We start from the raw sequence: 26,740 nt of genomic DNA on the forward strand, positions 1-26,740 counted from the left end.
TTGGAGTAACAAAAAAAGCGATGAAAGTAGATTAACTACCATTCAACGCTTTTTCTTATTCTTCATTATTTTTTTGTATATTCCGTAGTGATTGAATTCTCTCTTCTTTTTCTTCAAAATATTGAACAAGATCTCCAATACGATCGATCGCATTCCAACTGAGATGATGCTCAATACCTTCAACATCATTATATATCTTATCCTGATCAACGCCGATAATAGTTAAAAACTGCTCTAACAGCTCATGGCGATAAACTAGTCGTTTTCCTGTTTTCTTCCCTTTATTCGTTAACACGAGTCCACGATATTTCTCATAAATTAAATACTCATCTTTATCTAATTTCTGAACCATTTTTGTAACGGAGGAGGGATGAACAGCCAATGCTTCTGCGATATCAGAAACACGTGCATATCCTTTATCTTCAATAAGTAAATATATTTGTTCAATATAATCTTCCATACTTGGTGTTGGCATGTAGTCCCCTCCAAAATTGCCGATCTTTTTTAAACGAAATCATTACAATTTTACATGAGTTTAAAGGTAATGACAAGGAATATTAGGAAAGCACTCCCAATTTTATGAGTGAACCTAGTAAAGAACAAATTATTCAAGAGAAAGTAACTTGATTTGTTCATTTTTAGGACATTTCCAGGTAATAGATTTTAACATTTAATCTTGATGTGACATTAAAATCTATTGCAGGTTCTTTTATCTTCGATTTTATCCATTTTATCTTCGATTCCTTAGATTTATCAACGATTAATAGGGTCGTATCTTCGATTAGGTATAATTTGATATTTTTTGACACAATCAATTATACTCATCTCCATATAAAAAGGACCTGACATTGTCAGATCCTTTTAAACGGTTTATATTATAAACCGCACTTCAATTGCGCTCCACAGCTCGTACATGTGTTACAGCCGCCTAGATCTTCAACTGTACCTTCACGACAAACCGGGCACTTGTTTCCTACTTCATTTCCGATTGTAACATCTGTAGAACGAAGGTCATTAATAGTATCTACAAGGACAACTTTCCCTCTTTCTTTCGACACAACTTCTTCGTCACTATCATCAAACGTATTTTCTTCTGCTTTTAATGTTAAAACTTGTGTGTCACGGCTACCATCTACGTAAACAGTACCGCCTTTTGCTCCACCTTTATATAAACGCTCATACACTTTTTCAACTTGCTCAACTGTGTAACCTTTAGGAGCATTTACCGTTTTACTGATCGAACTATCAATCCAGCGTTGAATAACACATTGTACGTCAGCATGTGCTTCAGGTGCTAATTCCATGGCTGATACAAACCATGACGGTAAGTTATTTGCATCTGCTTCTGGATGTTGATCTAAATATTCTTGAACGATATCTGCTTTTACTTCAATAAACTTCCCTAAACGTCCGCTGCGGAAGTAAGAGAATGAGAAGTAAGGCTCAAGGCCTGTCGCAACGCCAACCATTGTTCCTGTGGATCCCGTAGGAGCAACAGTTAAAAGATGTGAATTACGAATTCCGTATTTCTTTACACCTTCACGGATATCTTCAGGCATTTTGCTCATAAATCCTGTTTGTGTGAATGCTTCTCTTAAACGATTTGTTTCTACTTCTTGTTCACCAGTTAAGAACGGGAAACTTCCCTTTTCTTTAGCAAGTTCAATAGATGCACGGTATGCAGTAGTAGCAATTGTTTCAAATACTTTATCAACTAACTGATTACCTTCTTCTGAGCCGTACTCTGTTTCACAATAGATTAGCAAATCATGAAGACCCATTACACCAAGACCTACACGACGCTCACCTAGTGCTTGATGTTTGTTTTCTGGTAAGAAGTATGGAGTTGCATCGATTACGTTATCTTGCATTCTCACTCCAACTTCAACTGTTTTTCTAAGCTTGTCGAAGTCAACAGTTTTTGTTTCTTTGTTCGCCATTTCCGCTAAGTTTACCGCTGCTAAGTTACAAACAGAATATGGTGCGAGGGGTTGCTCGCCACACGGATTTGTCGCAACAACTTGTTGACCATATGCTTTAGCATTTGTCATGTCGTTTGCATTATCTATAAAGAAAATACCCGGCTCTGCTGAATACGTTGCACAAATATTAATTAAGTTCCAAAGCTCTTTTGCTTTGATTCTGCGATAGGTACGAACTTTATACCCTTGTTTTTGCCACTCACGTACATCGCCCACTTTGTGCCAGTTTTCATTGTATTCGTTCATTTCTTGTTGAGTGTAGCTCTCTACATCTGGGAAACGCAACTCATATTCTGTATCATTCTCAACTGCTTCCATGAAGTCTTTCGTTAATGTAACAGAAATATTAGCTCCTGTTAAAAACTCAGAATTATGAACAGTGTATGTGCCACCAGTACGTAATTTCAACTCAGCATCTTTAATGACTTTTTCACTAAAGCCACCTGTGCCTGGAATTTGTTTGTAGTTCACAATTCCTTGATACATATCAATTTCTTGTTGTGAAAGTGGTGTGAATTTCAATTTATCTTGGGCGTATTTTTTAATTGCTTCATCGCTTGTGTTTTCAATTAGGTATCGTAAAATTCTTGGGTTTTGCATTTTTGAAATGATGAATTCTATGATGTCAGGATGCCAATCTGCCAGCATGATCATTTGCGCTCCGCGTCTTGATCCACCTTGCTCAACAAGATGAGTCAACTTAGCAATATCATCTAACCATGAAACAGAACCAGATGATTTTCCGTTAACACCTTTAGCAAGTGTATTACGTGGGCGAAGTGTTGAACCATTTGTTCCTACACCACCACCGCGGCTCATGATTTCCATTACTTGCTTACGATGCTCTGAGATTCCTTCACGTGAATCTTTCACAAATGGCATTACGTAGCAGTTAAAGTATGTTACTTCTGTTCCTGCTCCAGCTCCATAAAGAACACGGCCAGCTGGAATAAAGTTTAAATTCACAAGCTCTTGATAGAACTTTTCAAACCATTCTTGACGTTTTTCCTCCGTTGTTTCAACCGATGCTAATCCCGTTGCATTTCTTTTTGCAATTTGTTCGTAAAAGATTTCAAGTGGTTTTTCAATGACGTCTAACGAGCGTTTTACGATTCCTGTTTCCACTTCCTCGGCTTGTCTAATGAGTGTTTATACTCCTCTTCGACTAGAACACTTGCCATTTTTGCTTCCCAATCAATCGACTTGATATACCCAAGTCCTCTCGCTGGAAATTTAGGGTCTTCTTTAATTGTTAAAACAACGAAGTCCCCTTCAGATAACGTAATTTTTTCCGTATCTTTAAATGTGTATCGATCTAGCATAACTAGTCTGGAAACACCCTTATGAGTTAACTTCATATCTTTTGTAATAGGATGAACTTGTGGGAATGCACTGATATCTTTATTAAGCTTCTCCACGTCTAAGCTCATCTTCTGCTCAGTAACAACTGTCATTGTACTACCAACTCCTCTATCTTTCTAGTAAATCTCCTGATTTAATTTATCATATTCAAATGTATTATTCAATATATAGTGTCTACTTTCTCACAAACAATACTACATATAGTTTTTAGGTCAACTATTTTTCATTTTGTCAAATTGATAACTTATTAAAAAAGAAAGCAAATGAAAGGTTTAGAATGATTTATGAGTAAAAAAGGGGATTTTTGAAGAATTTTGTCACTTGCAAGGTGTTTTGTGTCGGAAAATGTTGCCATATCAGGCTTTTATTAATTTTTGTTTTGAAAAATTACTTTTCGTCAAAGTTCTACAAGTCTGACTTCTTCTAAAATAATAAAGGACGCAATCTTATAAGATTACGCCACATCATCATTTACCTTTTAAAATTCCACTCATCACTTTCATACTTTTTCTTAGCAATTTCATTTACATAAGCTTCTTCTTCACTTGTTAATGTATAAGGCTCAAGCTCTATATCAAGGCCCTTTTCAAAGCCTTCTTTAAATGCCTTTTTCGCCTCATCAATTGTAACTGGTTCATCTCGAAGCTCATTTGTCGCCACTGCTTTATTTTTAAAAGCACGCTGCATTCTCTCTTTCACACGATCATTAGGATACTTGAATAAGTCAAATAACATATCTTCATCAAGATCTAGTAGTATCGATCCATGCTGAAGGATCACACCCTTTTGACGTGTTTGTGCACTTCCTGCAACTTTACGCCCCTCAACAACAAGCTCATACCATGATGGGGCATCGAAGCAAACAGCCGAGCGAGGTGATTTCAAGCCAGCCTTTTCTTCATCTGTACGTGGTATTGCAAAATACGCATCAAGACCAAGGTTTTTAAAGCCTTCTAGTATCCCTTCAGATATCACTCTGTAAGCCTCTGTTACAGTTTTAGGCATTTCAGGGTGCTCCTCAGAAACAATGACACTATATGTAAGTTCCCGGTCGTGAAGTACTCCTCTTCCACCTGTTGGTCTTCTCACAAACCCTAGACCATATTTTTTTACAGCTTCTAAATCAATTTCTTTTTCTACCTTTTGAAAATATCCAATTGAAAGAGTTGCCGGATTCCAACCATAAAACCGTATTGTTGGAGGAATCTTTCCTTCACTATGCCATTCTAAAAGCGCTTCATCCAAAGCCATATTATATGCTGGTGAACAATTACCAGAATCAATGTATCTCCAAACTTCTTTAATCATCTTGTAACCCTCTTTGTTCATTAATTTTACTTTTTTAGTCTAGCAGAACTTTTTAAAGAAGAAAATAATAATGCATGTAACCTGATGACATTTCAGACAAGCTCTTATATAATAATAGAAGTCTTATAAGAGTTCTTATGAGCTTACAAACAAAGATCACACTAAATTAAAGGGGTCGAGAATATTGACAACAACTATTTTATTAATCATTTTAGCAGCCGCTCTGATTGCGTACACTGCTTTTAATTTTTTCTACCAACGTAAAATAATGAAGCAATTACCTGAAGAAGATTTCCGTGCAGGCTATCGTAAAGCACAATTAATCGATGTACGTGAGCCAAATGAGTTTGAAGGTGGACATATTCTTGGAGCTAGAAATATCCCACTTTCTCAGTTACGTCAACGTTCAAAAGAAATTCGCCCAGATAAACCAGTCTACCTATACTGCCAAAACACAGTTCGTAGTGGTCGTGCAGCACAAATGCTGAAGCGTAAAGGCTATAATGACTTAAACTGCTTAAAAGGTGGTTATAAAAACTGGACAGGTAAAGTTAAAAAGAAATAATAGATAAAACAAACCTACAAGAAGCGACTAGCAACACGCATACCTAAACCACAGTTTGGGATGTGAGTGTCAGTCTGCTTCTTTTTTATTTATTTCCTATTGAGGAGTGATGATTTGAAGTTTATAGATAGTTTATTCTTTCTTATTCGGCAACCAAAGATTGTTCTGATCCCAATTCTTTTAGATGTCTTGTTAACTCTCCTTATAACCACAGGAGCATTGTGGGGGTTTACTATTTTTGATTCACTAGAATTTACAATAGGGAACCCTATCCAACCCTTTCAACCTACTGGAACATATCCAATCTGGATACCACAGATTAGTGATTTAAAAGTGCCTGCAGGATTTATTCATTCCACACTCGATTATAACGTAGCGTTATCACTTATCATCACGACTGCATTTTTTGTTATCAAAAGCTTTTTGATAGGTGCTTATTTAGGGAGTTTAAAATCAGCACTCACTAAAGAAAAAACAATGATCATTCATGAAGGCCGATCTTATTTTAAGCGTTTTTTTCTACTACATATCCTGTTCGCAATTATAATGGTAGTAGTAATTATACTAGGTTCATTTATAGGTCCATTTGTGATTATTTTATTTCTATTGACTATCCCGTATATACTTACTCCATACGTCGTTGTTTTAGAGGATTGTGATATCACGGAGGCACTTGGTGAATCAAAAAATTTAGTACGGCAGCATTTTTGGTTTTTACTGAGATTTGCTCTTTTACTAATATTTATTACGTTTTTGCTCACGTTGTCATTACAAACTCTACCGAAGTCTGTAATCTATATCACGCTACTCATCGTTTATCCTTTTATAGGCTCAGCAGCCATCCTTACTGTTATGGGGCGTTTATATGAAAGGGACGAGGAAGAAGAACCAAAGGAAATTAAAGATAAAATTAAGCTACCATTCCTGCTTGCCTGCTATTTTGTTCTATTTTCCTTACCATTTCTTGGGGCAAATTTAGCAAAAGGTGAATACCTTATGTTTTTAGATTTCTCAGAAAAACAAACATTTGGAGGACTTTCTTATAGATCTGCAAATGGATACATTCTAGATAACACGTTTCCAACATATGAATGGCATAATGATGAGAAAATTAAAATAAAATTATCGCTTCCTTCATTAGAAAATGAACCGGAAAAAATATCGGGAACAGGTACAGTCAGTATAGTAACTTCAGCTAATGGTGGAGAGCATGAAATAAAGAATGTAGACTTTATTTATACATTACATAAATCAATCATTAATGACACCATCTATTACCGAAATTCTCAACAAGAGTCTATCTCGCTGTTAAATTGGGAAAGTGACATTCCACAGCCAGCTGTAACAATGATGGTTAATAACGATGGAAACGATGTGTTCTTTTATTTATCAGAGTTTAGTCACCCTCAAGACGGAGCTTTTGGATTTCAACAAACAGAAACATACTTTGATGTTAATGAAACAGGCGAGATATTCTTACCGATCAGAAATGATACGATCATGTACAGCTATCCTTATTATTGGTTTTCAACTGAATGGACGAAAGAAAAGGTCAGCTCATTTTTTGACAGTAAAAATAACTATAGTGCGTACCATCTAAACGATCCAGGCTTTCAAATAGCCTCACTTATACGGGAAGGCTCATATCAGACAATTATCAGAATTGCGCCTAACTTAACAGAGCAAAATATTCAGCATAACTTAGATGAATGGAAAACACGTTGGGAAGGCTTTTTTGAAGATCAATATGGAAACTTAACGTTATCAGAGTATTTAATGTATACGAGTAAGTCAGCTACTTACGAAGGATTTGAATCTCATGCCATAACTGAGAATGGGAAAGAATACTATGAAAGAAACATCTCATTTCCTACTGCTCAGTTAAAGGTTCGCTATAGTGTGAATGAAGATGGACAATTCGAAGAACTTTATATAATAGAAGAATAATTTTTTTCATAAAATCCTTACAGATTAATCGACTTTTTCCGCTAAAATCGATAAGATAAGAAAAGGTAAAAAATTTTCAGTTTCAATTTGTTGGAGGAATAACATTTTGCTTATAGCTATAGCGTTTTTTCTATTTATGTCTTTTTTCTTATCAGGAAGTGAAACTGCTTTAACAGCTGTTAATAAAATGAAATTAAAGAGCAGAGCAGAAAATAATGATAAGAAATCGCAAAAATTACTTGATCTCGTTTCCAGGCCTGATGAATTAATCACAGGCATATTAATCGGTAATAACATTGCAAACATTATGCTTCCAACCCTTGTGACCATTATCGCACTTAAATATGGAATTAGTGTCGGAATTGCAACAACAGTTTTAACTGTTGTTTTAATCATCTTTGCGGAAGTATTACCTAAATCTATTGCTGCTACATTTGCAGATAAGATTGCTTATACTGTTTTTCCAGTGATAAGAATTATCCTGTTTTTGTTTAAGCCTTTGATTTTCCTTTTATCAAGGTTCACGAGAATCGTCATTAACAAACTTTCAAACGATGAAGAAAAAACTGCTTCGATCTCTAGAGAAGAGCTCATTACAATGGTAAATATCGCAACATCAGAAGGAATTCTTCAAACGGATGAAGAACAGCGAATTAAAGGAGCAATTGACTTTTATGATCTGGATGTTCGAGATGCTCTTAAAGTCCCTCGAACAGAGATACAAGGAATCTCATCAGGATCAACCTTTGAAGAAGCACGTGAAATCGTCTTAGAAGGAAGTCATACTCGCTATCCTGTTTACAAAGAAAGCATGGACCATATCGTCGGAGTACTACATTCAAAATCTCTTCTATCCTGGTCCTTAGAACCACATAAAAAATTAGAAGATTTTATTGATGATGATCCTCTTTTCGTATTTGAATTTCACTCCATTGAAAAGGTCTTTAAATTAATGTTGAAAAAACAACGACATTTAGCAATTGTTCTCGATGAATATGGCGGTACAAAAGGTATTTTGAGTCACGAGGATATTATTGAAGCAATGATTGGACAGGAAATAAAAGATGAAACCGATCAGGATGAAGAAATACTAATTGAAGAATTAACTGATTATCATATTATTTGTAATGGAAAACTTGCATTACGACGTTTAAATGAAGTGTTTAAAACGAAAATACCTGAACAAGAAGATATTCTTACAGGGTTTTTACTAAAAGAAATGGGACGTTTTCCAGATGAAGAAGAAACATATGAATACCATCACCTTCATTTTGAAGTGTTGAACGTTGAGGATAATAAATTAAAGAAAATTAAAATTACAAAAAAAGTCGTACCAGACGAATCATAACTGATACATATCAAAAGGCCGCAAAATTTTGCGGCCTTTTCCCATTATCTTGCAAAACTTAATATTTGTTTCAAAAAACCTAATCCTGATTTTTGCTCCTGTTTCATTCGTTCTGATCTGTATTGATGTTCCCTCACAAATGTTAAGAAGCGTTCTTCACGTTCATCTGTTTTCTTTTGAGCAAGCTCCCTTTCAACTTCTATTTCTTCCTTATATGAAGCTCTTTCCGCTTCAGCAGTGACCGCTAAGCTTGTAATCATATCCTGAACATCAGAAAACTCAAATCTTGCCACTTCTGTTTGTAGTTTTGCTGTTTCCGTAATTTTCTCGCTAACAGATGAAACCACATTTTTTTCTAACTTTTCAAGACGTTCGTCAAGCTTTAGCATGTTTTGAACTTCTTGTGATTCAATAAATGACGTAATTTTTGATAGTGTTTCTTGTAATTCTGTAGCATCATTTCCTTCTTGTACTGAAGATGTACTCGTTGTTCTTTGATTTTGCAAAAGCTGTTTAATGGTTTGTGTATCCATATTACTATCCTTAAACGCTTTTACCTTTTGGAAAAACTCAATATTTTCTGCTGTAAACAGCCTAGCGTTTTTATCATCTCTCTTAATTGAAATTAAATCTGAATACTCTTCTTCCCATTGCTTTAAAATGAACACCTTTTCACCTACAAGCGAAGCCGCCTTCGATATCGTTATATACTTTGCTGCCAACCTAAACACCAACCTTTGTCTATTTTTTCTTATCTAACTAGTTCTACTAAAGCCCTAGTAAATTCCTCCCTCTCGACAAAGGTTCTAAAAACTAGTCATAATGTTGTGTGTTTTGGTTGTTTTCAACATGAAATGATGCAGCTTTATGAAATGTACAAGGTAAAAATAAAAAATCTTAGAGAATGGAACATGAAAATCTAAATAAAAAGTCGAAAAATGGAAATTGCGTTTGTATTTTTTCAAGTTTTTTGGTAAATTTATTTAGTTATTTATCCTTTTATACAAGATTCATATGAATTTTAACTGAAGCTTTGGGTTTATCCCCCTCTCGCCACCATAAAATATATACTCACATAAAGAAAAAGAAATGGGAGAAAAAATTTATGTTTAACAAAATTGATTCCTTAGACACAGTCATTCGTTTAGTACCAATTTTAAAAGCGGCAGTTCCAGCTGATCTATCAATTGCTATTTGTAATTTGCATGAATTTGTTGCTTATTTTCCAGGTGAAAATATCAACCTCCAAATAAAAGTTGGTCAAAAAATTAACCCTAACGAACCTCTTTCTGTTGCCATTCGTCAAAATAAAAAACTACAAGCTGAGGTACCTGCTGAATTTTATGGATTTGAATTTACAGGAACAGCTCTACCTTTACATGATCAAAATAATCAAGTAATCGGCGGAATCGCTATTCAATTACGCAGAGAAAGTGAATTAAGAGCCATTATTAAGCAAATAGCCGACTCTTTATCACAAGCCAAAGGAAGTGTAAATACGGTTGTGGATGGATCAAACTCTTTAGCGTCTTTATCACAAGAACTCCTTTTACAATCACAGCAAGCATCAACTGATGTAAAAGAAACAGATGTTGTTTTATCTATGATTAAAAAGGTAGCTGATCAGACAAATTTACTCGGTTTGAATGCAGCAATAGAAGCAGCTCGCGCTGGGGAAAAAGGCAAAGGTTTTGAAGTTGTCGCTAACGAAATTAGAAAGTTCTCAAAGGAGACAGTCTCTTCTACTCAAAAAGTAAATCAAATTACTGCCCAAATTCAGGGTGTTACAACTAAGATGGGGGAATCCATCCAAACAATTGCCTCCATTGGAAATGACCAAGCAACATCAATGCAGGAAGTTTCTTCTTTAATAGAAGAGATTGAGCAACTTTCGAAAAGACTATCAGAATTTGCAAACAAAATCTAAAAGCTATGATAATTCTTCAAGAAAATGATCAACAAATTTATGATCCAACCGATAATAAGGCTATCTAGAAATTTTGTTGGAGGTTATTATGTTTGCTTTTTTTATTGCAGTTGCTAGTGTTGTTGTAAGTTTTCTTTTCTATCGTGGATTAAGATCAAAAAAAGAGAAGATTTTATCGATAGGCAGTTTAACACAAAGTCTCAGCCTGCTTGTTGCCTTTATCCTACCAATCTTTTATTTAATGGATATTAGTGACATAGAGGCTTTAGCTCATGGAATTAGTATGACGGTAAATTTAGTTATATATGGCACAGTTATTAATATTTTCTGTAAAGTCATTGCTAGATTTCAAGCATAAATTATAAAAAAACTGACTTACCATCTTAGGCAAGTCAGTTTTTTATTATGCACGTTGATATTTTAAAATCGGTTTTCTCGCAGCTGTTGTTTCGTCTAAACGTTTAACGACCGTTGTATGTGGTGCTTCCTGAACAACTTCAGGTGTTTCTTCTGCTTCTTTTGCGATTTGAATCATTGCATCAATAAAGGAATCAAGCGTTTCTTTAGATTCTGTTTCGGTTGGCTCGATCATGATACACTCTTCCACGTTTAATGGGAAATAGATTGTTGGTGGGTGGTAACCGAAATCTAATAATCGCTTAGCAATATCAAGAGTACGAACACCAAGCTTCTTCTGACGTTTACCAGAAAGAACGAATTCGTGTTTGCAGTGCTGATTAAATGGAAGATCATAAAATGGTGCCAAACGACGCATCATATAGTTTGCATTTAATACCGCATATTCTGTTACAGCTTTTAAGCCATCAGGACCCATTGTACGAATGTAGGTGTAAGCACGAACATTAATGCCAAAGTTTCCGTAGAATGGTTTTACTCGTCCGATTGACTGTGGACGATTGTAATCGAAATGGTAGCCTTCTTCTGTTTTCACTAGTACAGGCTTTGGAAGATAAGGAATTAAATCCGCTTTTACCCCAACAGGACCAGATCCTGGACCGCCACCACCGTGTGGTCCTGTGAATGTTTTATGAAGATTTAAGTGAACAACATCAAAGCCCATATCTCCTGGGCGAGCCTTACTTAATACCGCATTTAGGTTCGCTCCATCATAATAAAGCTTTCCGCCTGCATCATGGACAATTTGTGCCATTTCTAAAATATGTGCTTCAAAAAGTCCTAGTGTATTAGGATTTGTTAACATCAATGCCGCCGTTTGGTCATCCACAACACGTCGTAAATCCTCTAAATCAACAAGACCATTTTCATCAGACTTAACTGTGATTGTTTCAAAGCCGCAACTGTTGCAGATGCTGGATTTGTACCGTGAGCTGAGTCAGGAACGATCACTTTCGTTCGTTTTGTATCATTGTTCGCTTCATGATACGCACGAACCATCATTAACCCTGTCCACTCACCGTGAGCTCCTGCTGCAGGTTGAAGTGTTACTTCATCCATTCCTGTGATTTCTTTTAAATGCTCTTGAAGGTCAAATAATAATTCCATTGCCCCCTGAACCGTTGATTCGTCTTGTAATGGATGGATATGAGCAAGTCCAGCTATACGCGCCACATTTTCATTAATTTTTGGGTTGTACTTCATTGTACAAGATCCTAGTGGATAAAATCCTGAATCAACACCATGATTACGTTTTGATAAAGCTGTGTAATGTCTCATAATATCAAGCTCAGACACTTCTGGAAGCTCGGCTTCTTCTGTGCGAATATAATCAGAAGGAATGAGTTCGTCTAACGACAATTCATCAACTTCAAGCTCTGGTAAGCTATATCCAACACGACCTTCTCTACTCAGTTCAAAAATTAATGCTTGATCTTGATTACTCATTAAGCATCCCCCAATTCCTTCACAAGTGTGTCGATTTCTTCTTTTGTACGTAGCTCTGTAACTGCAATAAGCATATGATTTTCAAGCCCAGAATCAACTCTACCTAAATCAAAGCCACCAATAATGTCTTTTTCTAAAAGCTGTTTGTTAACTTCTGATACAGGTTTTGATAACTTCACAACAAATTCATTAAAAATTGGTTGATCGAAAGGAACCTCAATACTAGCTTTGATACATGCTCTTTTCGCATAGTTCGCTTTTTGGATATTCTGAATGGCCATTTCCTTCACACCTTGCTTACCAAGAGCTGTCATGGCTACAGAAGCTGCAAGTGCATTTAATGCTTGATTTGAGCAAATATTAGAAGTTGCTTTGTCACGACGAATATGTTGTTCACGTGCTTGAAGTGTTAACACAAATCCACGTTTTCCGTTTTCATCCGTTGTTTGCCCAACAAGACGACCTGGAACTTTTCTTAATAACTTATTTGTTACCGCAAAATAACCACAGTGTGGACCACCAAATGCGGTTGGTATACCGAAAGGCTGTGCATCACCCGCAACAATATCTGCACCAAATGCTCCAGGAGGTGTTAATGCTCCTAATGCAAGTGGGTTAGAAGAAACGATGAACATACTTTTTCCATTATGTGCAATTGGCTCGATGTCTTTTAATGGCTCAATATGACCAAAAAAGTTTGGATACTGAACAATAACAGCTGCAACTTCATCATTCATTTCTTGTTGTAATGCCTCTAAATCTGTTACACCGTTTTTCACAGGTACTTCCACAACTTCAATGTACTGCCCAGCAGCATATGTTTTGATAACATCTCGTGATTCTGGGTTAACTGCTTTAGAAACTAGCACTTTCTTTTTCTTTGTCTGCCCTGCTGCAAGCATTGCTGCTTCTGCTAATGAAGTTCCCCCATCATACATAGAAGAGTTAGCAACATCCATACCCGTTAACTCACAAATCATTGTTTGAAATTCAAAAATAGCTTGTAGCTCTCCTTGTGAAATTTCCGGTTGATAAGGAGTGTAAGCTGTGTAAAATTCTGAACGAGAAATCACATGATCAACGATAATTGGCATGTAATGATCGTAAACACCAGCACCTAAAAATGATGCGTGACTGCGAAGATCCTTATTTTTTGCTGCAAGCTTTGTAAGTTCTTTTAGAAGCTCTGTTTCAGATTTTGCTTTTTTAATATTGTATTCTCCTTGAAAACGAACACTTTCAGGAATATCTTGAAAAAGCTCTTCAACAGAAGAAACACCAATTGCTCCAAGCATTTCCTGCTTATCTTGTTCCGTCATTGGTAAATAACGATGATTCATTACGTGTGAACCCCTCTCATTTTAAGGTCATATTTATATAAGTTAGTTTTTAGGACGTTTATAAAAAGGTGTTGCAACGACAACGGCTTTTAATCGCTTTTTACGAATCTGAACTTCTACTTCCGTTCCAAGTTCGGTAAATTCTGTTTTTAATAGAGCCAATCCTATGTTTTTACCTAATGTTGGTGATTGAGTACCTGTGGTCACCACACCAATTTCTTCGCCATTCACAAACACCTCATAGCCATGACGTGGAATTCCTTTTTCAATTAATTCAATTCCAACTAGCTTGCGAGAGGCTCCGTTTTCTTTTTGATCCTTCAATACAGCTTTTCCGTTAAAATCAGCTTCTTTGTTCGTCTTTACTGCGAAGCCAATACCTGCTTCGATTGGTGTAATATCTTTTGTAAGCTCTTGACCGTATAAAGGAAGAGTTGCTTCAAAGCGAAGGGTATCACGTGCACCAAGGCCACAAGGTAACACACCGTCTTCTTTTCCAGCCTCTAAAATTTTCTCCCAAAGCGTAACAGCATCATTTGCCGTACAGTAAAGTTCGAAACCATTTTCGCCTGTATAGCCTGTTCTTGAAACTAAAGCTTTTACACCAGCAACATTTACTTCGTCTTTGAATTTAAAAAACTTAATTTCTGATAAATCTATATCTGTAAGAGTTTGAAGGACTTTTTCAGCAAGTGGTCCTTGAAGAGCTAAAAGTGCTAAATCGTCGGAAACATTTTTAATCGAAACATCACCGAAGGTATTCGCTGTTAGCCAATTCACATCTTTATCAATGTTTGAGGCGTTGATCACTAGTAGGTAGTCATGATCAGCTTTCTTATAAATAAGAAGATCATCAACTGTACCGCCATCTTCATAGCACATTGCCGTGTATTGTGCACCGGCATCTTTGAGCAAAGACACATCATTTGTAGCGATTTTTTGTAAAAAAGCTAAGCTATCTTCACCACGAACTTCAACCTCACCCATGTGAGAAACATCAAAAAGTCCTGCTTTTGTCCGAACAGCTTCATGTTCTTCTTTAATAGAAGAAAATTGAACTGGCAAGTCCCAGCCCCCAAAATCAATCGTTTTTGCACCGTAATTTTTATACACATCATATAAAGGTGTACGATATAGCTCTGTCATATGGATTGCTCCCTTCAAATCCTTATATTTTGGCATCAAAAAAAGGACATAGTACTCCCATTTATAAAAATAGAAGTCTCTGTCCTTTTAACCTGAAAGTTTACCTTATGTAAAAGCAGTACATATTCGTACCTACATAGGCTTTCCCCTTTGGTAGTTTGTCTACATGACAAACACTCTCCAGAGTTGCGTCAAATAAGAGTTCTTTTGCCTGAGAGATTCACAGTTTGTTTGCTCCTTCGGCGCTATACTAAGTTATAGTCTCTCCCCTTATTCTCATCCGCTCATATTTTGTTGTAAAGTTGGTTATACTACTAAAACGTGTATTCATGACATTTAACATTTCAATAAAGAATGAAAGCGTTAAGCTAACTGAAAATGATGAACTTTCTTACTAACATCCTACCATGAGGGAAGAGTTTCGACAATCACTTTTTAGCTTAACATTAAAATTATTTTCAGTAACAATGTTCGTGTTTTCATTATATCAAAGTCATAATCTTTCATATATCTTTTTATCTCAATGAAATAGTGAACAATACAATATAGCATACAACACGAAAGGACTGTCTTTACGATGAATATAAAGACGAACTTCGATACAACCTGGCAGGAAGGCTTTTTTGAAAAACTAGATAGCGATGGACCTTGGTCAAACTGGGAGCTGTATAAGCTTGCCTATGAGGTTCAAAAGAATACGGCTGTGCCAACCTTTGAAGGGTTGCAAGCACCAAATCATCTGCCGCATTTCACTCCTCTTCCCCACCAACTAGAGGTGGCTCAACGAGTAGTTGAAAAAATGAACGGAAAAGCAATTTTAGCTGATGAAGTTGGATTAGGAAAAACAATTGAAGCAGGATTAATTTTAAAAGAATATATGATTCGTGGACTAGTTAAAAAGGTTTTAATTCTAGTCCCTGCCTCCCTCGTCTCACAATGGGCACGGGAGTTAAATGAAAAGTTTTTTATTCCAGCAGTCGAGCAAAAGAAAAGCTATGTATGGGAAGCATGTGATGTAGTTGTTTCATCAATTGATACCGCAAAGCGTAAAGCCACATCGAGACATTGTTTATGAACAAAATTACGACTTAGTCATTATTGATGAAGCTCACAAGCTAAAAAATAATAAAACGAAAAACTATGAATTTGTTCAGAATCTTAAGAAAAAGTATTGCTTACTTTTAACCGCTACTCCCGTCCAAAACAGAGTTGAAGAGATTTTCAATCTTGTTTCACTGTTAAAACCAGGTCACCTTGGCAACGAAGCATACTTTACAGAGGTGTTCTCCGCTAAAGAGCGTTCTCTAGAGGATCATGAACATTTACGTGAATTAATTAACAAAGTAATGATTCGAAATCGTCGTGGAGACACCGGCATTGACTGGCCGAAACGAAATGTAGAAACAGTCCCGATTGAGTTTTCCGAAACAGAGCAAAATCTATATGACACGATAACAGCTATAAAATCGTCTTCACAATATGCAGCAAATGCTTTTTCGATCATGACACTCCAACGTGAAGCGTGCAGCAGTCGTGAAGCTGTTTATATGACATTGAAAAAGATGTTAGATGTACCCGAAGAAGAGGAAGCTGCTTTACCAAATGAGGTTATTAAAGACATCATGATGGCGATAGACGGTGTTACACAAAACTCAAAAGCTCTAAAGGTTGTAGAGCTAATCAAAGAAATTGATGATAAAGTTATTATCTTTACAGAATACCGTGCAACACAGTTTTATTTACAATGGTTTTTACAGCAAAACGATATCAGCTCCGTTCCCTTCCGCGGTGGGTTTAAGCGAGGCAAAAAAGATTGGATGAAGGAATTATTCAAAAACCGTGTTCAAGTGTTAATCGCAACCGAAGCCGGTGGTGAAGGGATTAACCTACAATTCTGTCATAATATTATTAACTATGATTTACCATGGAATCCAATGAGACTTGAACAGCGGATCGGACGTATCCACCGTTTAGGACAAGAGCATGATGTAAACATCTACAATATGGCAACAAGAAACACAGTTGAAGAACATATTCTGACTCTTTTATATGACAAAATTAATTTGTTTGAAAAAGTCATTGGTGATCTTGATGAAATTCTAACTCGACTAGAAATTAAAAACTTTGATGAGCATGTTCAAGACATTATGATCAATTCGAAAAGTGATCGTGAAATGAAAATCAAGATGGAAAATTTAACATCGATTCTAGACTATGCCCAACACTCACAAGAACAAAGGAAAGCAGCAAGTGGCGATAAATAATTTTCTCCTGAAAGGTGGCGAAAAGCATGCAACAAGAGCAAATTCACAGCTATTTAGAAAGCTTCTTTACAGCCAACTCCTGTGACATCATTGAAAAGGGCCATGGCTACATGACCGTTCAGCTAACCATTGAAATGGACAAGGAATTAATGAACCGCCCTTTCTACTGGCATTACCTTGAAAAAACAAACGGCGTTCCAAACCCGATGAAACTCACACTCATCACAGACCAAAACCGAGCGCCAAACGATCTTAAAGGCGAGGTCATGCACTTCGGTGCCCCCCGCCTTCACCAAATTTTTCGTTCGACAACAAATTTAGGAAGCTATATCCGACTTTTTGAGCAGGTCAAAGAACCAGGCGGTAACATCCCACTACACCCTTGGATTGGAGTTAACATTATAGTTTCCTATCAATGTGACATGAAAAAGGATCAGCTCTATTCAATTGGACTGCATTTGGTTAGTGGGACTTTAGTAGAAAACTTTCAAGATAAGCTAGAGAAATTAGAGCTAACACCGAAGATTCCGGATCTCTGTTTTACGATGACACCTTTGATTAAGCCACAAAGTGGACTTAAACGGATTGAGCAGTTCATTATGCAATCTATTACTGAACAAGATCATTCCTGGGCGGATAAAGCACGAGAAAGATGGAATGAGGACTTGAAGCTGTTGGATCATTTTTATGAGGATATGGATGAGAAGCCTGATTGTTATGAGGTGGAAAAGGAAGCATTGAGGGAACTTTATGAGCCACAGATTAATATATCGGTTCAGAATGGCGGAATTTTTTATTTGACGCCGTAAGGGATTTTTAAATAGTTGTTAAAATGACAATCAGTAGCGATTGTCATTTTTTAAACTCTAAATTTTTAAAAATTCAAATATCATTCGACAAAATTTATTTTTCAACTAAACGTCTTATATTAATAGTTTGTAAATAAAAACTCTATTTCCCCACCTAATTACCTGTAAAAACACATAAAATCAGGGACCAATTACCCTCTTAATATTACAAAAGTGTTAAGAAACGAATCAATTAAAGAAATTTTTCTTTATCGACACCATTCTGCACACTTTCTAAAAATTCCCTTTTATAATAGGAATAGTTAATAAGACAGACATTTTTCAAGGACTTTTGCAACATTAGGGTAGTCATTCAGTGACAATATAATCAGTTCAAAGGCAAACCTATTGAAAAATAGGGACGCAAAGTCACAGATCTAAAGTGAAAACTATGATGGCTGGGCTGCCTGGAATACAGGAGTATTTTAGGAGGGTGAGATAGTTGAATAATGAAACGATACACAATCTGATTAAAGACAGACAGCTTGACCATGAATGGGTTGAATTAATTTTAGAAGCATTAGAAACTGGTATTAGTGTAGAAGAAATTAGAGAATTCTTTATTAAGACGGGAAATCCTGCTGTTTAACTCATTCTTACATAAATTTTTTTTGAAAACCGTTCTCCATATCAAACAAATCCCTTCTTTATATGTTATAATGGCATTATTAAAGGAAGGTGACTTGACGTGATTGGCCCACGAATTAAAAAATATAGAACCCAAAAAAACCTATCATTATCAGAACTAGCAGAACGAGCAGGAGTTGCAAAATCTTATTTAAGTTCGATTGAGCGCAATCTCCAGTCAAATCCTTCTGTTCAGTTTTTGGAAAAGGTATCATCTGTACTCGGTGTATCGGTAAATACCCTCCTAAATGAACAAGATGAAACAGATCCCGAAGAACTTGACTTAGAATGGACAAAACTTGTTCAAGACGCGATGAAATCCGGTGTGTCTAAAGAACAGTTTAAAGAGTTTTTGGAGTTTAACAAGTGGAGACTTCAGAACGATACTGATAGATGAGAGCATGGTTGGTAGCTTTGGCTGCTGATTGTGCTTTTTTGTTTATAGATTGTTTTCTATAATGAACAATGTCTTTCCTTTTTACTTCAGATTCAATCTTTTAAGAGAATGAATTGTGTCGAAAATTAAGACTTTTCTTTTGGCAATTAGGTATATATAATGTTATTGAGAACAACAAAGTGTACAACGAACTATAACAGACAGATTTTCTCACTCTGTTTGTTCTTTATAAAGAATAAAACGAACAGGAGGTGAGAAAAATGACTATAAAACTAAATGATAATCGTCCGATGGTTTTGGAGCATCAAGTGATTCGGTTTGAGACTGCTCAGAGTTGGAATAAGGGGAAAGGTAACCTTAATCACCCTGGTACAGGGAATGGTGGAATTAATTATCCTAATGATCCATATACTGGCCCACACAAAGGAAATGGTGGGGGAAATAGCAATGGTAATAATGGGAATGGTAATAATTAAATAGACATGTGGAGGTCGTTTCTTGACCTCCTAACGAAGGAGAAAACTTAATGTATAAAGTAATGGTAAAAATAGCTGAGCATAATGTACTATTAACCAGTTACTCTATTGATTTTTTCACAACATTAAATAATAGCTACCTTATATTAAATAATGAAAATTCAAATCCAGATCTCTCTATTCATCTAGAGGATGGATATGGTGTTCCATTTGAGAGTTACGAAGTATCCATTTCTAAAAATCAGCAATACGTTTCCTATAAGCGTGCTGATTACCTTATCCGTGTGGATCACTTGTATAAAAACGCAATGATTTGGGTACATAATGACCTTGCTTTAAAACATGCACTTATGAATTTATACAGCTCTTTTATCGTCTATCATAATTGGGGAATACTACTTCATTCTTCTTGTGTTATTGATAACGGCAATGCCCATATTTTTTCCGGACATTCTGGTGCAGGGAAATCCACAGCTGCCAAACTTTCTACTCCAAGAGACTTACTCGCTGATGAAGCTTCTATTATACAGATTACTTCTAATAAGGTAATAGTTTTTGACTCCCCATTTAGAAGTGAATTACATAGTAAATGTATGAATACATCATTTAAATTAGAAAGTATTCAACTATTACATCAATCACAATTAAATAAAAGAGAGCAATTATCAAAATCATCAAGCATGCTGCATTTATTGGACAAAGTATTTTACTGGACTGAATCATCCGGCGAGATGACCAAAATCTTTCATTTGATTTGCAACCTAGTAAAACAAGTACCAATCTATGACCTCCATTTTCAAAAAAACAATACCTTCTGGGAGATGATCTCTTAATGACACAGTATATCAAAAAAAGGAATTATGAAGCTGTTCAGCTTGATGATCAGTGGATTATTTTAAATACAGACCAATTTACGGTAACAAAATTAAATGATTTGGGTGGATATTGCTGGACTTTACTTGACTCACCGCAAACTGTTGAAAGGATGACGCAATTAGTTGAGGAAAAATATCATCTAGATAATAACTTCCTTTCTTCTAATATAGAAGAATTTCTACAAGAGTTAATAGAATATGGATTGGTCCAACATGCAGTTTAATCAAGATACTGTCGAGTTATTACTAATAACGATAAAAAAATACGGTTGGATAGACCTTCCATCCTATGGTACTAGCATGTTCCCCTACATAAAAAAAGGAAACGTATGCCGTTTTGTTGCATTTGATGAAATGAACGTTAAAAAAGGAGACATTTTACTTTATCATACAAACACTGGTCAATTGATAGCCCATCGATTACTTTCCGTTCTAAAACAAGATAATAACCAGAAACAATTTGTTTTAAAGGGTGATACAAATCTATGTTCAGATGAACCTATTAATCAAAATCAAATAATAGGTAAGCTTATCACAATCCAAACTACCAAAAGAAAGAAATACGCAAATAAGTTTCACGCTATTGTCTGGAGCAATATCATATTATCATTTCCATTTCTTTCAAAACTATTAAGATACTCTCTGTCTTTAGAATTTTATTACAAAAATCGTTCGGGAGCTTCATCATGATAACTGATAAACTATCATCTATCTTAAACGAAATAAATCTAAAAGGAATCAAGAGAACCTTTCAATTGTTAGGTCCTTACATCCTTTCTAATTGGAAATCGTATACTGGTCTTATTGTTATTTTATTTGTGGATATCTTTTTAACAATTGGCTTCGCGTGGTTTTTTGGAACAATTACAGATGCTGCGGTTTCTGGGGAATTCAATAAAATTAGATCATTGCTACTTGTTGTATTAACGCTAATCGTTTTCGGCCAAATCGTTACCTTTTTTAATACCTATTTAGAATCCTATGTAACAAGTAAAATAAAAAGGGATCTAAAGGATTATGTCCTAAAACAAATTATGTTGTTACCCACTAATAAGCTGTCAAAAATCCGTACTGGTGAACTAATGACTCATTTTACAAATGACATTAATTGCATTGATGGTGTAATTGGTAGCAACCTTATTTACCTTATTCAACTCCCCCTAATATCAATAGCTGTTTTTGTTTATATGCTTCAAATTAATTGGCAATTATCAGTGCTTAGCCTTTTTATCATCCCTATCGCAATAGTTGCAGGTGGGATCTTTGGTATTCTTATTAGAAACAATAGTCGAACGATTTATAATAAAATTGGTGATATAAATAGTCAGTTAAATGAAACATTTCAAGGAATCTCCATTATCCGCTCTTTTCTTGTTGAACGATTGTTTTTAGGGAAGTTTTATGAGCAAAACCACTCTTTTTTTGACTTAGAGATGAAAAATGCGAAACTACGTGGGACCTTTTATGTTGTTGGTGGGCTGATTTCTTCAATTACTTACATTATAAGCCTATGTTTAGGAGCTTTTTTTGTATCTAATGGACAAATCACAGTAGGTTCACTACTAACTTTTGTTACTCTCATGCAACATCTAATTAGTCCACTTACGGGCTTGCAGGCTTATGGGGAAGCTTTCAAAGCTCGGCATCAGCTGTTGAACGAATCTCAGATGTACTCGATATTCAACCAATAGATAAAGAACTTCCTACATATGTTAATTCAGTAAAAGTACCTAAATCTATACAGTTTAATAATATTTCTTTTGCCTATGAACCTGAAACGAGAATTTTTCATTCCTTAAACTTAACGATTCAAACTGGAAAGGTTACTGCATTGGTAGGTCCTAGCGGTGCAGGAAAAACAACATTATTTCACTTACTCCAAGGATTTTACCAGCCACAGTCAGGGCAAATTTTAATGGATAACACTCCAATAAAACAAATTTCTCCCTCTCATCTAAGAAGCACTTTTGCTCATGTTGCACAAGATACTTTTTTATTTAGTGGCACTATTAAAGATAACCTGCTACTCGCTCGTCCTAACATTAGCGAATTGGAAATGATTAATGCTTCTATAGCTGCTAATATTCACGACTTTATTATGTCTTTACCAGATCAATATAACACTGAAATTGGTGAACGTGGAGTAAGGCTTTCTGGAGGACAAAAACAAAGACTATCTATTGCCAGGGCAATATTAAAGGATGCTCCAATTCTTTTACTTGATGAAGCCACATCTGCTTTAGATAGTGAGTCAGAATATAAGGTGAAAGAAGCATTGGAAAAATTAATGAAGAAAAAAACCACTCTAGTTATTGCTCATCGATTATCAACAATACAACATGCTGATGTCATTGTTGTTGTTGATAAGGGTGAAATTGTTCAAATAGGTACACATGAAGAATTAATGCTGCAACCGGGCTTATACAGAAGACTAACTGAATCTCAATCTTTAGCACAGGAAAACTATAAAGAGGGCAGTGCTATACTCATATAACAGAAGGAGGAGTATAAATGTGATAAAAAAATTCATTAAAGATCTGTACTATAATCCTTCTCTTCCATTTCCTTATAGTAATGAAGAATATAAAGAACTAGAAGCAGATATAATCCATTTCAACTTAGAACCACTATTTCATACATTTTTAAAACAAACTAATCAATTAGATAATGTACCGATAAATCTGAAGGGCATGCTGCTTAAAAAATACAACCAACAGTTCATCCAAAATTTACTGATTAAGAACCAAACTCAAATGATATTATCAGCATTTGAAGTAAACAATATTTATGTGATCCCACTTAAAGGTCCATTCTTCTCGGAAAAATACTTTAATGACTTTGCGGCGAGAACATCATCTGATATTGATATCCTTATTAAGGAAGATCAAATAGATAAAACAATTACTTGTATAAAAAATCTGGGTTTTGTCATTGAGGAAAGTAATGATGAAGGTCACTTCCATCGAACATTCAGTAAAACACTCCCTGGATCAACTATCCCGCTGTTAATTGAAATTCATTGGAATATAGTAAAAGAAAACACTTCCTCCCTACCTATTGATGAGTTATGGAACCAGTCTAGACCATTAGAAAATTATCAATTTGTAAAACAACTATCTACAATTCATACATTTTACTTCATTATTTTACATGCTTGGCGTCATAACTTAGACTCACTAAAACATTTTCTAGACATCATTCAAATGATCCATACTCATGGTAATGATTTAAATTACGAATCACTTTTTAAAATAGCCAAAAAACATAGAACACACAAACGAGTTATTCGAACACTATCAATCGTATATCAGCAGTTCCCCTTTCTAAATAATATATTGAAGTTGCCAATTACAAAACAATATGGGTCATTATGGCAATACGAATGGATTCGGGGAGGGAAAGTAGATAAAAAGAAGTTATATTTGGATTTTATAGACTATCAGTTTAGAAGCTATGATACATTTTTACATCGACTTATTGCGTTGTTTGAGTGGCTCTTTCCTTCTAAATTTGGATTGGCAGGTGAACTGAAGGGTAATAAAATGAATTATTTGAGATTATTTAAACAAAGAGGGAAAGGAATACTTTCGTCTATATTAATAAAGAGTAAAATTTAAAGGAAAGGATTAGACATGTATACAATGTTAACCTTTCCTTTTTAGAGTGATCAAATTGATCTCAGGAGTATTAAAAAAGCGAAACTTTAAAAATGAGATTGTATCACTACTTCCTAATCCTGTGCTTACGTATTGCTTGATACCATCATATTCCCAAAGACCTTTGACCCTATTTTGTGGAGGAAAAAGACCACTACGTTCGTAATAGGGTTCAGGTACAAATAGCACCCCTAGAAATGGTAGTCTTATCTGTCCCCCGTGATAGTGACCTGCCATTATCAAGTCATAGTCTCGAAAGATATAATAATCATGATTTTTTAAATAGTCTATTTTAACATCAACTACTGGATAGTGATTTAATGCGATTAAGATGCTAGATGGATTATCATCCAAATTATTATTTAGTTGAGCTACTAATTCTTTACGATATTCTAGATTGTCAGGTAATTTCCCTGTTTCTAGTGGAAGACTACGTTCTATTTTGGGTCCTATTATAGAAAGTTCAAAGTTAACAAATTGAACTCTAGCATCTCCGTAATTTATCGTATGGATTGATTCAAGTAGTTTAACCCCTCTTTCTTCCATCCCTTTAATAAATTTATGTTTTTCAACTTTTCCCTCACTATTATAAACATAATTTTCCGGATCTGAATTTCCTGATACAAAAAGAGCATTTTCTTTGTTATGTATGCCTTCTATTAGCTTAAAAAAAGCTGAGTAATCAGTACTATTGGAACGAATTAACATATCCCCGGTAAATATTATCGCATCATAGTCCAAGGCATTAATTTCATTAATAAGGTTTTCTTGATCTTCACCAAAACTTTTTTCATGTAGATCAGTTATTTGTAGTATTTTAAAACCATCTAAACTACTGTCAAGTTCTTCAATATATACATCCTTTTTAACTACATTTATTCGATTATTATCCCAAACGATGTAAAAAACTAAAGCAGTTATAATAAATAACAAACATACAAATAATATTTTCTTTTTTCGAATTGTCATTCCACCTCTTAATCAACTACAACACTTTCACATAAATTAAAGACTAACTTCCATTTGATTCCTAATTAATTGTCCAAAAACTCCCCTACTATCTTTTGATAACTGCCCAAATTCACCTTCCTGAATAACTGTTCCATTATCCATAACAACTACTTTATCTGCATTATGTATTGTAGACAAGCGATGTGCTATTACAATAATGGTCATCTTCCCCTTTAGGTTTTCAATTGCTTGTTGTATTTTCAACTCATTTTCTGTATCAAGCGCGCTTGTTGCTTCATCTAAAACGATAATGGATGGCTCTCTTAATATTGCACGTGCCAATACTATTCTCTGCCGTTCTCCACCAGAAAGTCTAATCCCTCTATCACCTATAATCGTATCAAGACCTTTTGGAAGCTTCTTTACAAAATCAGCAGCTGATGCAAATTCTAACGCTTCCCAAATCCTTTCTTCAGTTGTATCGGGTGAAACGATTGTAAAATTTTCAAGTATGCTCGTATTAAAAAGAAACGGATCTTGTGGAACATAACTAATTGCTTTTCTAAGTGAATACAAGTTCTCTCCTGTTAGAGCTTTACCATCTAGTAATACTTCACCTTTTTCTGGTTGATTTAATCCCATTAAAAGGTCTATTAAGGTACTTTTTCCGGCGCCCGATTTACCTACCACTGCTGTCATTTTATTGGCAGGTATCACAATATTAATATTTTTTAGAGCATACTTAGCTCCTTCATTTTTGTTATATCTAAAGAAAATTCCTTTACATTCAATTTGAGATGCAATCCGTAAAGCCTTTTCTAAAATATTATTATGTTCATGTTTTACTTCCTTTGCGTAATTACATTCCTCTTGAAAGGCTTTTACAGCCTTATAAGAAGGTAATGTTGTAGCAATTTTTTCAAGTGAACCTTGAATCCCAGATACCCGTGGCCATAACCTTGAAAAAATAATAATAACAAGCATTAATTGACCACCCTGTGCCTGAAACATATTTATCGCAACATAAATGAATAGAGCAATAAAAACTGCCGAAGCAATTTTATAATACATTTGCGAGGTCGTTTTTATTTTTGAATATTCAATTTGTTCATTTAGCATCCCTTTTGTAACTTGACGAAACCACTGCATTCTTGATTCCTCTAACGAGTTACTTTTAATATCCTTTATGCCATTTATTTGATCTGTCACCCCGGCAAGATACTCTTTACCCAAGGTATAATTTTTATTTCCTAATGAAAAAGATCTTTTCAAAAAATTACGGTTAAATAACAAAAGAATAACTCCACATAGCAAAACAAAAATCGTAATATTTGGAGAGAGATAAAAAGCAAAACAGATCTGAATAAAAGTAAATGCTAGTGAGGCTAAGAATAGAAGAAATGAATAAATCCCAGCACTTGACTTTGCTATCTCTGATGTTAATAGATTAACAAGATCAGATTTTCGGTGCTTAATAAAAAATTCCCAATTAGCATTCAGTAAAGATTGATAAGTTTCTATACGTAAATGACGAAAAAAGCCGTTTTGTATCTTTGAGTTTTGAATTGTAATTGACCGTTGAATGATATTTTGTCCAATTACAATGAAAACAAAGATTATTAAAATTGTAGGAAGAGCTGTCTCCTTAGGAATTGCTTCCATAAACGAAAAAATCTTTATGAGAATGGGATTACTTGATTTTAGGCTTGCTATTCCACTTATGCTAAGCAATGGAATTAACAATAGAATTCCAATTCCATCTAATAAGCTAATTGTCATCATTGCAAAAATATTTAGATATAAGGATTTACCTGAATAAGAATGGACTTGTTTTAGAAAATATATAACAGATTCCAAT

General features: G+C 35.0%; 22 protein-coding genes, 3 pseudogenes and 2 riboswitches. Of the genes and pseudogenes, 16 read left to right on the forward strand and 9 right to left on the reverse strand.

Features of this window, described 5'->3' with window-relative positions; translation table 11 throughout:
- Positions 1-55: 55 nt before the first annotated feature.
- The 3 genes and pseudogenes from mntR to MVE64_RS05100 form a co-directional block, all read right to left on the reverse strand.
- The gene (gene mntR / locus MVE64_RS05090; protein ID WP_098796009.1) at positions 56-475 is read right to left on the reverse strand and encodes a transcriptional regulator MntR; all 420 of its coding nucleotides are present in this window, start codon (positions 473-475) and stop codon (positions 56-58) included.
- A 400-nt stretch (positions 476-875) separates the two neighbouring features.
- A pseudogene (locus MVE64_RS05095) lies at positions 876-3,436 on the reverse strand (vitamin B12-dependent ribonucleotide reductase).
- 379 nt (positions 3,437-3,815) lie between these two features.
- Positions 3,816-4,652 (reverse strand): lipoate--protein ligase family protein, encoded by an 837-nt coding sequence (locus tag MVE64_RS05100; protein WP_247344345.1) that lies wholly within the window; start codon positions 4,650-4,652, stop codon positions 3,816-3,818.
- A gap of 196 nt (positions 4,653-4,848) precedes the next feature.
- Between MVE64_RS05100 and MVE64_RS05105 the strand changes: the two genes are divergently transcribed.
- The 3 genes from MVE64_RS05105 (at position 4,849) to MVE64_RS05115 (ending at position 8,512) form a co-directional block, all read left to right on the forward strand.
- A complete protein-coding gene (locus MVE64_RS05105) occupies positions 4,849-5,217 on the forward strand; it encodes a rhodanese-like domain-containing protein (RefSeq protein ID WP_379051961.1) in 369 nt (122 codons plus the stop codon).
- A gap of 114 nt (positions 5,218-5,331) precedes the next feature.
- Positions 5,332-7,164, forward strand: coding sequence for a hypothetical protein (locus MVE64_RS05110; RefSeq protein WP_247344347.1), 1,833 nt, complete (start codon positions 5,332-5,334; stop codon positions 7,162-7,164).
- Positions 7,165-7,270: 106 nt separating this feature from the next.
- Positions 7,271-8,512: a hemolysin family protein gene (locus MVE64_RS05115; protein WP_247344350.1), complete on the forward strand. Its 1,242-nt coding sequence runs from the start codon at positions 7,271-7,273 to the stop codon at positions 8,510-8,512.
- A gap of 44 nt (positions 8,513-8,556) precedes the next feature.
- On the opposite strand, the gene MVE64_RS05120 is transcribed toward MVE64_RS05115, so the two are convergent.
- On the reverse strand, positions 8,557-9,234 hold the full coding sequence (locus MVE64_RS05120) for a helix-turn-helix domain-containing protein (RefSeq protein ID WP_247344352.1): 678 nt from the start codon (positions 9,232-9,234) through the stop codon (positions 8,557-8,559).
- Positions 9,235-9,617: 383 nt separating this feature from the next.
- Here MVE64_RS05120 and MVE64_RS05125 point away from each other — a divergent pair, with 383 nt between their 5' ends.
- Together MVE64_RS05125 and MVE64_RS05130 are read left to right on the forward strand one after the other, a co-directional pair.
- The gene (locus MVE64_RS05125) at positions 9,618-10,439 is read left to right on the forward strand and encodes a methyl-accepting chemotaxis protein (protein WP_247344355.1); all 822 of its coding nucleotides are present in this window, start codon (positions 9,618-9,620) and stop codon (positions 10,437-10,439) included.
- An 88-nt stretch (positions 10,440-10,527) separates the two neighbouring features.
- A complete protein-coding gene (locus MVE64_RS05130; protein ID WP_247344357.1) occupies positions 10,528-10,797 on the forward strand; it encodes a hypothetical protein in 270 nt (89 codons plus the stop codon).
- Positions 10,798-10,842: 45 nt separating this feature from the next.
- Here the strand turns inward: MVE64_RS05130 and gcvPB are convergent.
- The 3 genes and pseudogenes from gcvPB to gcvT all read right to left on the reverse strand — a co-directional run bounded on the left by gcvPB (position 10,843) and on the right by gcvT (position 14,788).
- Positions 10,843-12,302 (reverse strand): annotated as a pseudogene (gene gcvPB / locus MVE64_RS05135) (aminomethyl-transferring glycine dehydrogenase subunit GcvPB).
- On the reverse strand, positions 12,302-13,642 hold the full coding sequence (gene gcvPA, locus MVE64_RS05140) for an aminomethyl-transferring glycine dehydrogenase subunit GcvPA (RefSeq protein WP_247344360.1): 1,341 nt from the start codon (positions 13,640-13,642) through the stop codon (positions 12,302-12,304). The pseudogene gcvPB and the gene gcvPA overlap by 1 nt, the downstream one beginning before the upstream one ends.
- 42 nt (positions 13,643-13,684) lie before the next feature.
- Positions 13,685-14,788, reverse strand: coding sequence for a glycine cleavage system aminomethyltransferase GcvT (gcvT, locus tag MVE64_RS05145; RefSeq protein ID WP_247344363.1), 1,104 nt, complete (start codon positions 14,786-14,788; stop codon positions 13,685-13,687).
- Between the two features lie 189 nt (positions 14,789-14,977).
- A riboswitch (glycine riboswitch) is annotated at positions 14,978-15,068 on the reverse strand.
- Positions 15,069-15,365: 297 nt separating this feature from the next.
- Here gcvT and MVE64_RS05150 point away from each other — a divergent pair.
- The 11 genes and pseudogenes from MVE64_RS05150 (at position 15,366) to MVE64_RS05200 (ending at position 23,892) form a co-directional block, all read left to right on the forward strand.
- Positions 15,366-17,052: pseudogene (locus tag MVE64_RS05150) on the forward strand (DEAD/DEAH box helicase).
- A 26-nt stretch (positions 17,053-17,078) separates the two neighbouring features.
- Positions 17,079-17,861 (forward strand): YqhG family protein, encoded by a 783-nt coding sequence (locus MVE64_RS05155; RefSeq protein WP_247344366.1) that lies wholly within the window; start codon positions 17,079-17,081, stop codon positions 17,859-17,861.
- A 367-nt stretch (positions 17,862-18,228) separates the two neighbouring features.
- Positions 18,229-18,311: riboswitch (cyclic di-GMP riboswitch) on the forward strand.
- A 31-nt stretch (positions 18,312-18,342) separates the two neighbouring features.
- The gene (locus MVE64_RS05160) at positions 18,343-18,489 is read left to right on the forward strand and encodes an anti-repressor SinI family protein (RefSeq protein ID WP_345740770.1); all 147 of its coding nucleotides are present in this window, start codon (positions 18,343-18,345) and stop codon (positions 18,487-18,489) included.
- A gap of 99 nt (positions 18,490-18,588) precedes the next feature.
- Complete coding sequence (locus MVE64_RS05165) at positions 18,589-18,924, forward strand: helix-turn-helix domain-containing protein (protein ID WP_247344369.1); 336 nt, start codon at positions 18,589-18,591, stop codon at positions 18,922-18,924.
- A gap of 260 nt (positions 18,925-19,184) precedes the next feature.
- Positions 19,185-19,400 (forward strand): hypothetical protein, encoded by a 216-nt coding sequence (locus tag MVE64_RS05170; RefSeq protein WP_247344371.1) that lies wholly within the window; start codon positions 19,185-19,187, stop codon positions 19,398-19,400.
- Between the two features lie 50 nt (positions 19,401-19,450).
- A complete protein-coding gene (locus tag MVE64_RS05175) occupies positions 19,451-20,233 on the forward strand; it encodes a hypothetical protein (protein ID WP_247344372.1) in 783 nt (260 codons plus the stop codon).
- Entirely contained in the window at positions 20,233-20,499 is a 267-nt protein-coding gene (locus MVE64_RS05180; RefSeq protein WP_247344375.1) for a PqqD family protein, read from the forward strand. Before MVE64_RS05175 ends, MVE64_RS05180 begins: the two co-directional genes overlap by 1 nt.
- Positions 20,474-20,965 carry a signal peptidase I gene (locus MVE64_RS05185; RefSeq protein WP_247344378.1) on the forward strand — a complete coding sequence of 164 codons (492 nt, stop codon included), beginning with the start codon at positions 20,474-20,476 and terminating at the stop codon, positions 20,963-20,965. The genes MVE64_RS05180 and MVE64_RS05185 overlap by 26 nt, the downstream gene beginning before the upstream one ends.
- Positions 20,962-21,966, forward strand: a complete 1,005-nt coding sequence (locus MVE64_RS05190; protein WP_247344381.1) for an ABC transporter transmembrane domain-containing protein — start codon at positions 20,962-20,964, stop codon at positions 21,964-21,966. Before MVE64_RS05185 ends, MVE64_RS05190 begins: the two co-directional genes overlap by 4 nt.
- Before the next feature lie 140 nt (positions 21,967-22,106).
- Positions 22,107-22,769, forward strand: coding sequence for an ABC transporter ATP-binding protein (locus tag MVE64_RS05195; RefSeq protein WP_247344384.1), 663 nt, complete (start codon positions 22,107-22,109; stop codon positions 22,767-22,769).
- Between the two features lie 19 nt (positions 22,770-22,788).
- A complete protein-coding gene (locus MVE64_RS05200) occupies positions 22,789-23,892 on the forward strand; it encodes a nucleotidyltransferase domain-containing protein (RefSeq protein WP_247344387.1) in 1,104 nt (367 codons plus the stop codon).
- Between the two features lie 27 nt (positions 23,893-23,919).
- Here the strand turns inward: MVE64_RS05200 and MVE64_RS05205 are convergent, their stop codons facing one another.
- Both MVE64_RS05205 and MVE64_RS05210 read right to left on the reverse strand, forming a co-directional pair.
- Positions 23,920-24,900 (reverse strand): metallophosphoesterase, encoded by a 981-nt coding sequence (locus MVE64_RS05205; RefSeq protein ID WP_247344389.1) that lies wholly within the window; start codon positions 24,898-24,900, stop codon positions 23,920-23,922.
- Positions 24,901-24,936: 36 nt separating this feature from the next.
- Positions 24,937-26,739: an ABC transporter ATP-binding protein gene (locus MVE64_RS05210; RefSeq protein WP_247344392.1), complete on the reverse strand. Its 1,803-nt coding sequence runs from the start codon at positions 26,737-26,739 to the stop codon at positions 24,937-24,939.
- Between the last annotated feature and the right edge of the window lies 1 nt (position 26,740).

The sequence above is a fragment of the Metabacillus endolithicus genome (genome assembly GCF_023078335.1).
In the GTDB taxonomy this organism is placed as follows: Bacteria; Bacillota; Bacilli; order Bacillales; family Bacillaceae; genus Metabacillus; species Metabacillus endolithicus.

Bases quoted from the DNA above. Each gene is read 5' to 3' on its own strand.
- MVE64_RS05170 (WP_247344371.1), top strand. From the start codon at position 19,185: ATGACTATAAAACTAAATGATAATCGTCCGATGGTTTTGGAGCATCAA.
- mntR (WP_098796009.1), bottom strand. From the start codon at position 475: ATGCCAACACCAAGTATGGAAGATTATATTGAACAAATATATTTACTT.
- MVE64_RS05180 (WP_247344375.1), top strand. From the start codon at position 20,233: ATGACACAGTATATCAAAAAAAGGAATTATGAAGCTGTTCAGCTTGAT.
- MVE64_RS05205 (WP_247344389.1), bottom strand. From the start codon at position 24,900: ATGACAATTCGAAAAAAGAAAATATTATTTGTATGTTTGTTATTTATT.
- MVE64_RS05100 (WP_247344345.1), bottom strand. From the start codon at position 4,652: ATGATTAAAGAAGTTTGGAGATACATTGATTCTGGTAATTGTTCACCA.
- MVE64_RS05190 (WP_247344381.1), top strand. From the start codon at position 20,962: ATGATAACTGATAAACTATCATCTATCTTAAACGAAATAAATCTAAAA.
- MVE64_RS05185 (WP_247344378.1), top strand. From the start codon at position 20,474: ATGGATTGGTCCAACATGCAGTTTAATCAAGATACTGTCGAGTTATTA.
- MVE64_RS05125 (WP_247344355.1), top strand. From the start codon at position 9,618: ATGTTTAACAAAATTGATTCCTTAGACACAGTCATTCGTTTAGTACCA.
- MVE64_RS05130 (WP_247344357.1), top strand. From the start codon at position 10,528: ATGTTTGCTTTTTTTATTGCAGTTGCTAGTGTTGTTGTAAGTTTTCTT.
- MVE64_RS05175 (WP_247344372.1), top strand. From the start codon at position 19,451: ATGTATAAAGTAATGGTAAAAATAGCTGAGCATAATGTACTATTAACC.
- MVE64_RS05155 (WP_247344366.1), top strand. From the start codon at position 17,079: ATGCAACAAGAGCAAATTCACAGCTATTTAGAAAGCTTCTTTACAGCC.
- gcvT (WP_247344363.1), bottom strand. From the start codon at position 14,788: ATGACAGAGCTATATCGTACACCTTTATATGATGTGTATAAAAATTAC.
- gcvPA (WP_247344360.1), bottom strand. From the start codon at position 13,642: ATGAATCATCGTTATTTACCAATGACGGAACAAGATAAGCAGGAAATG.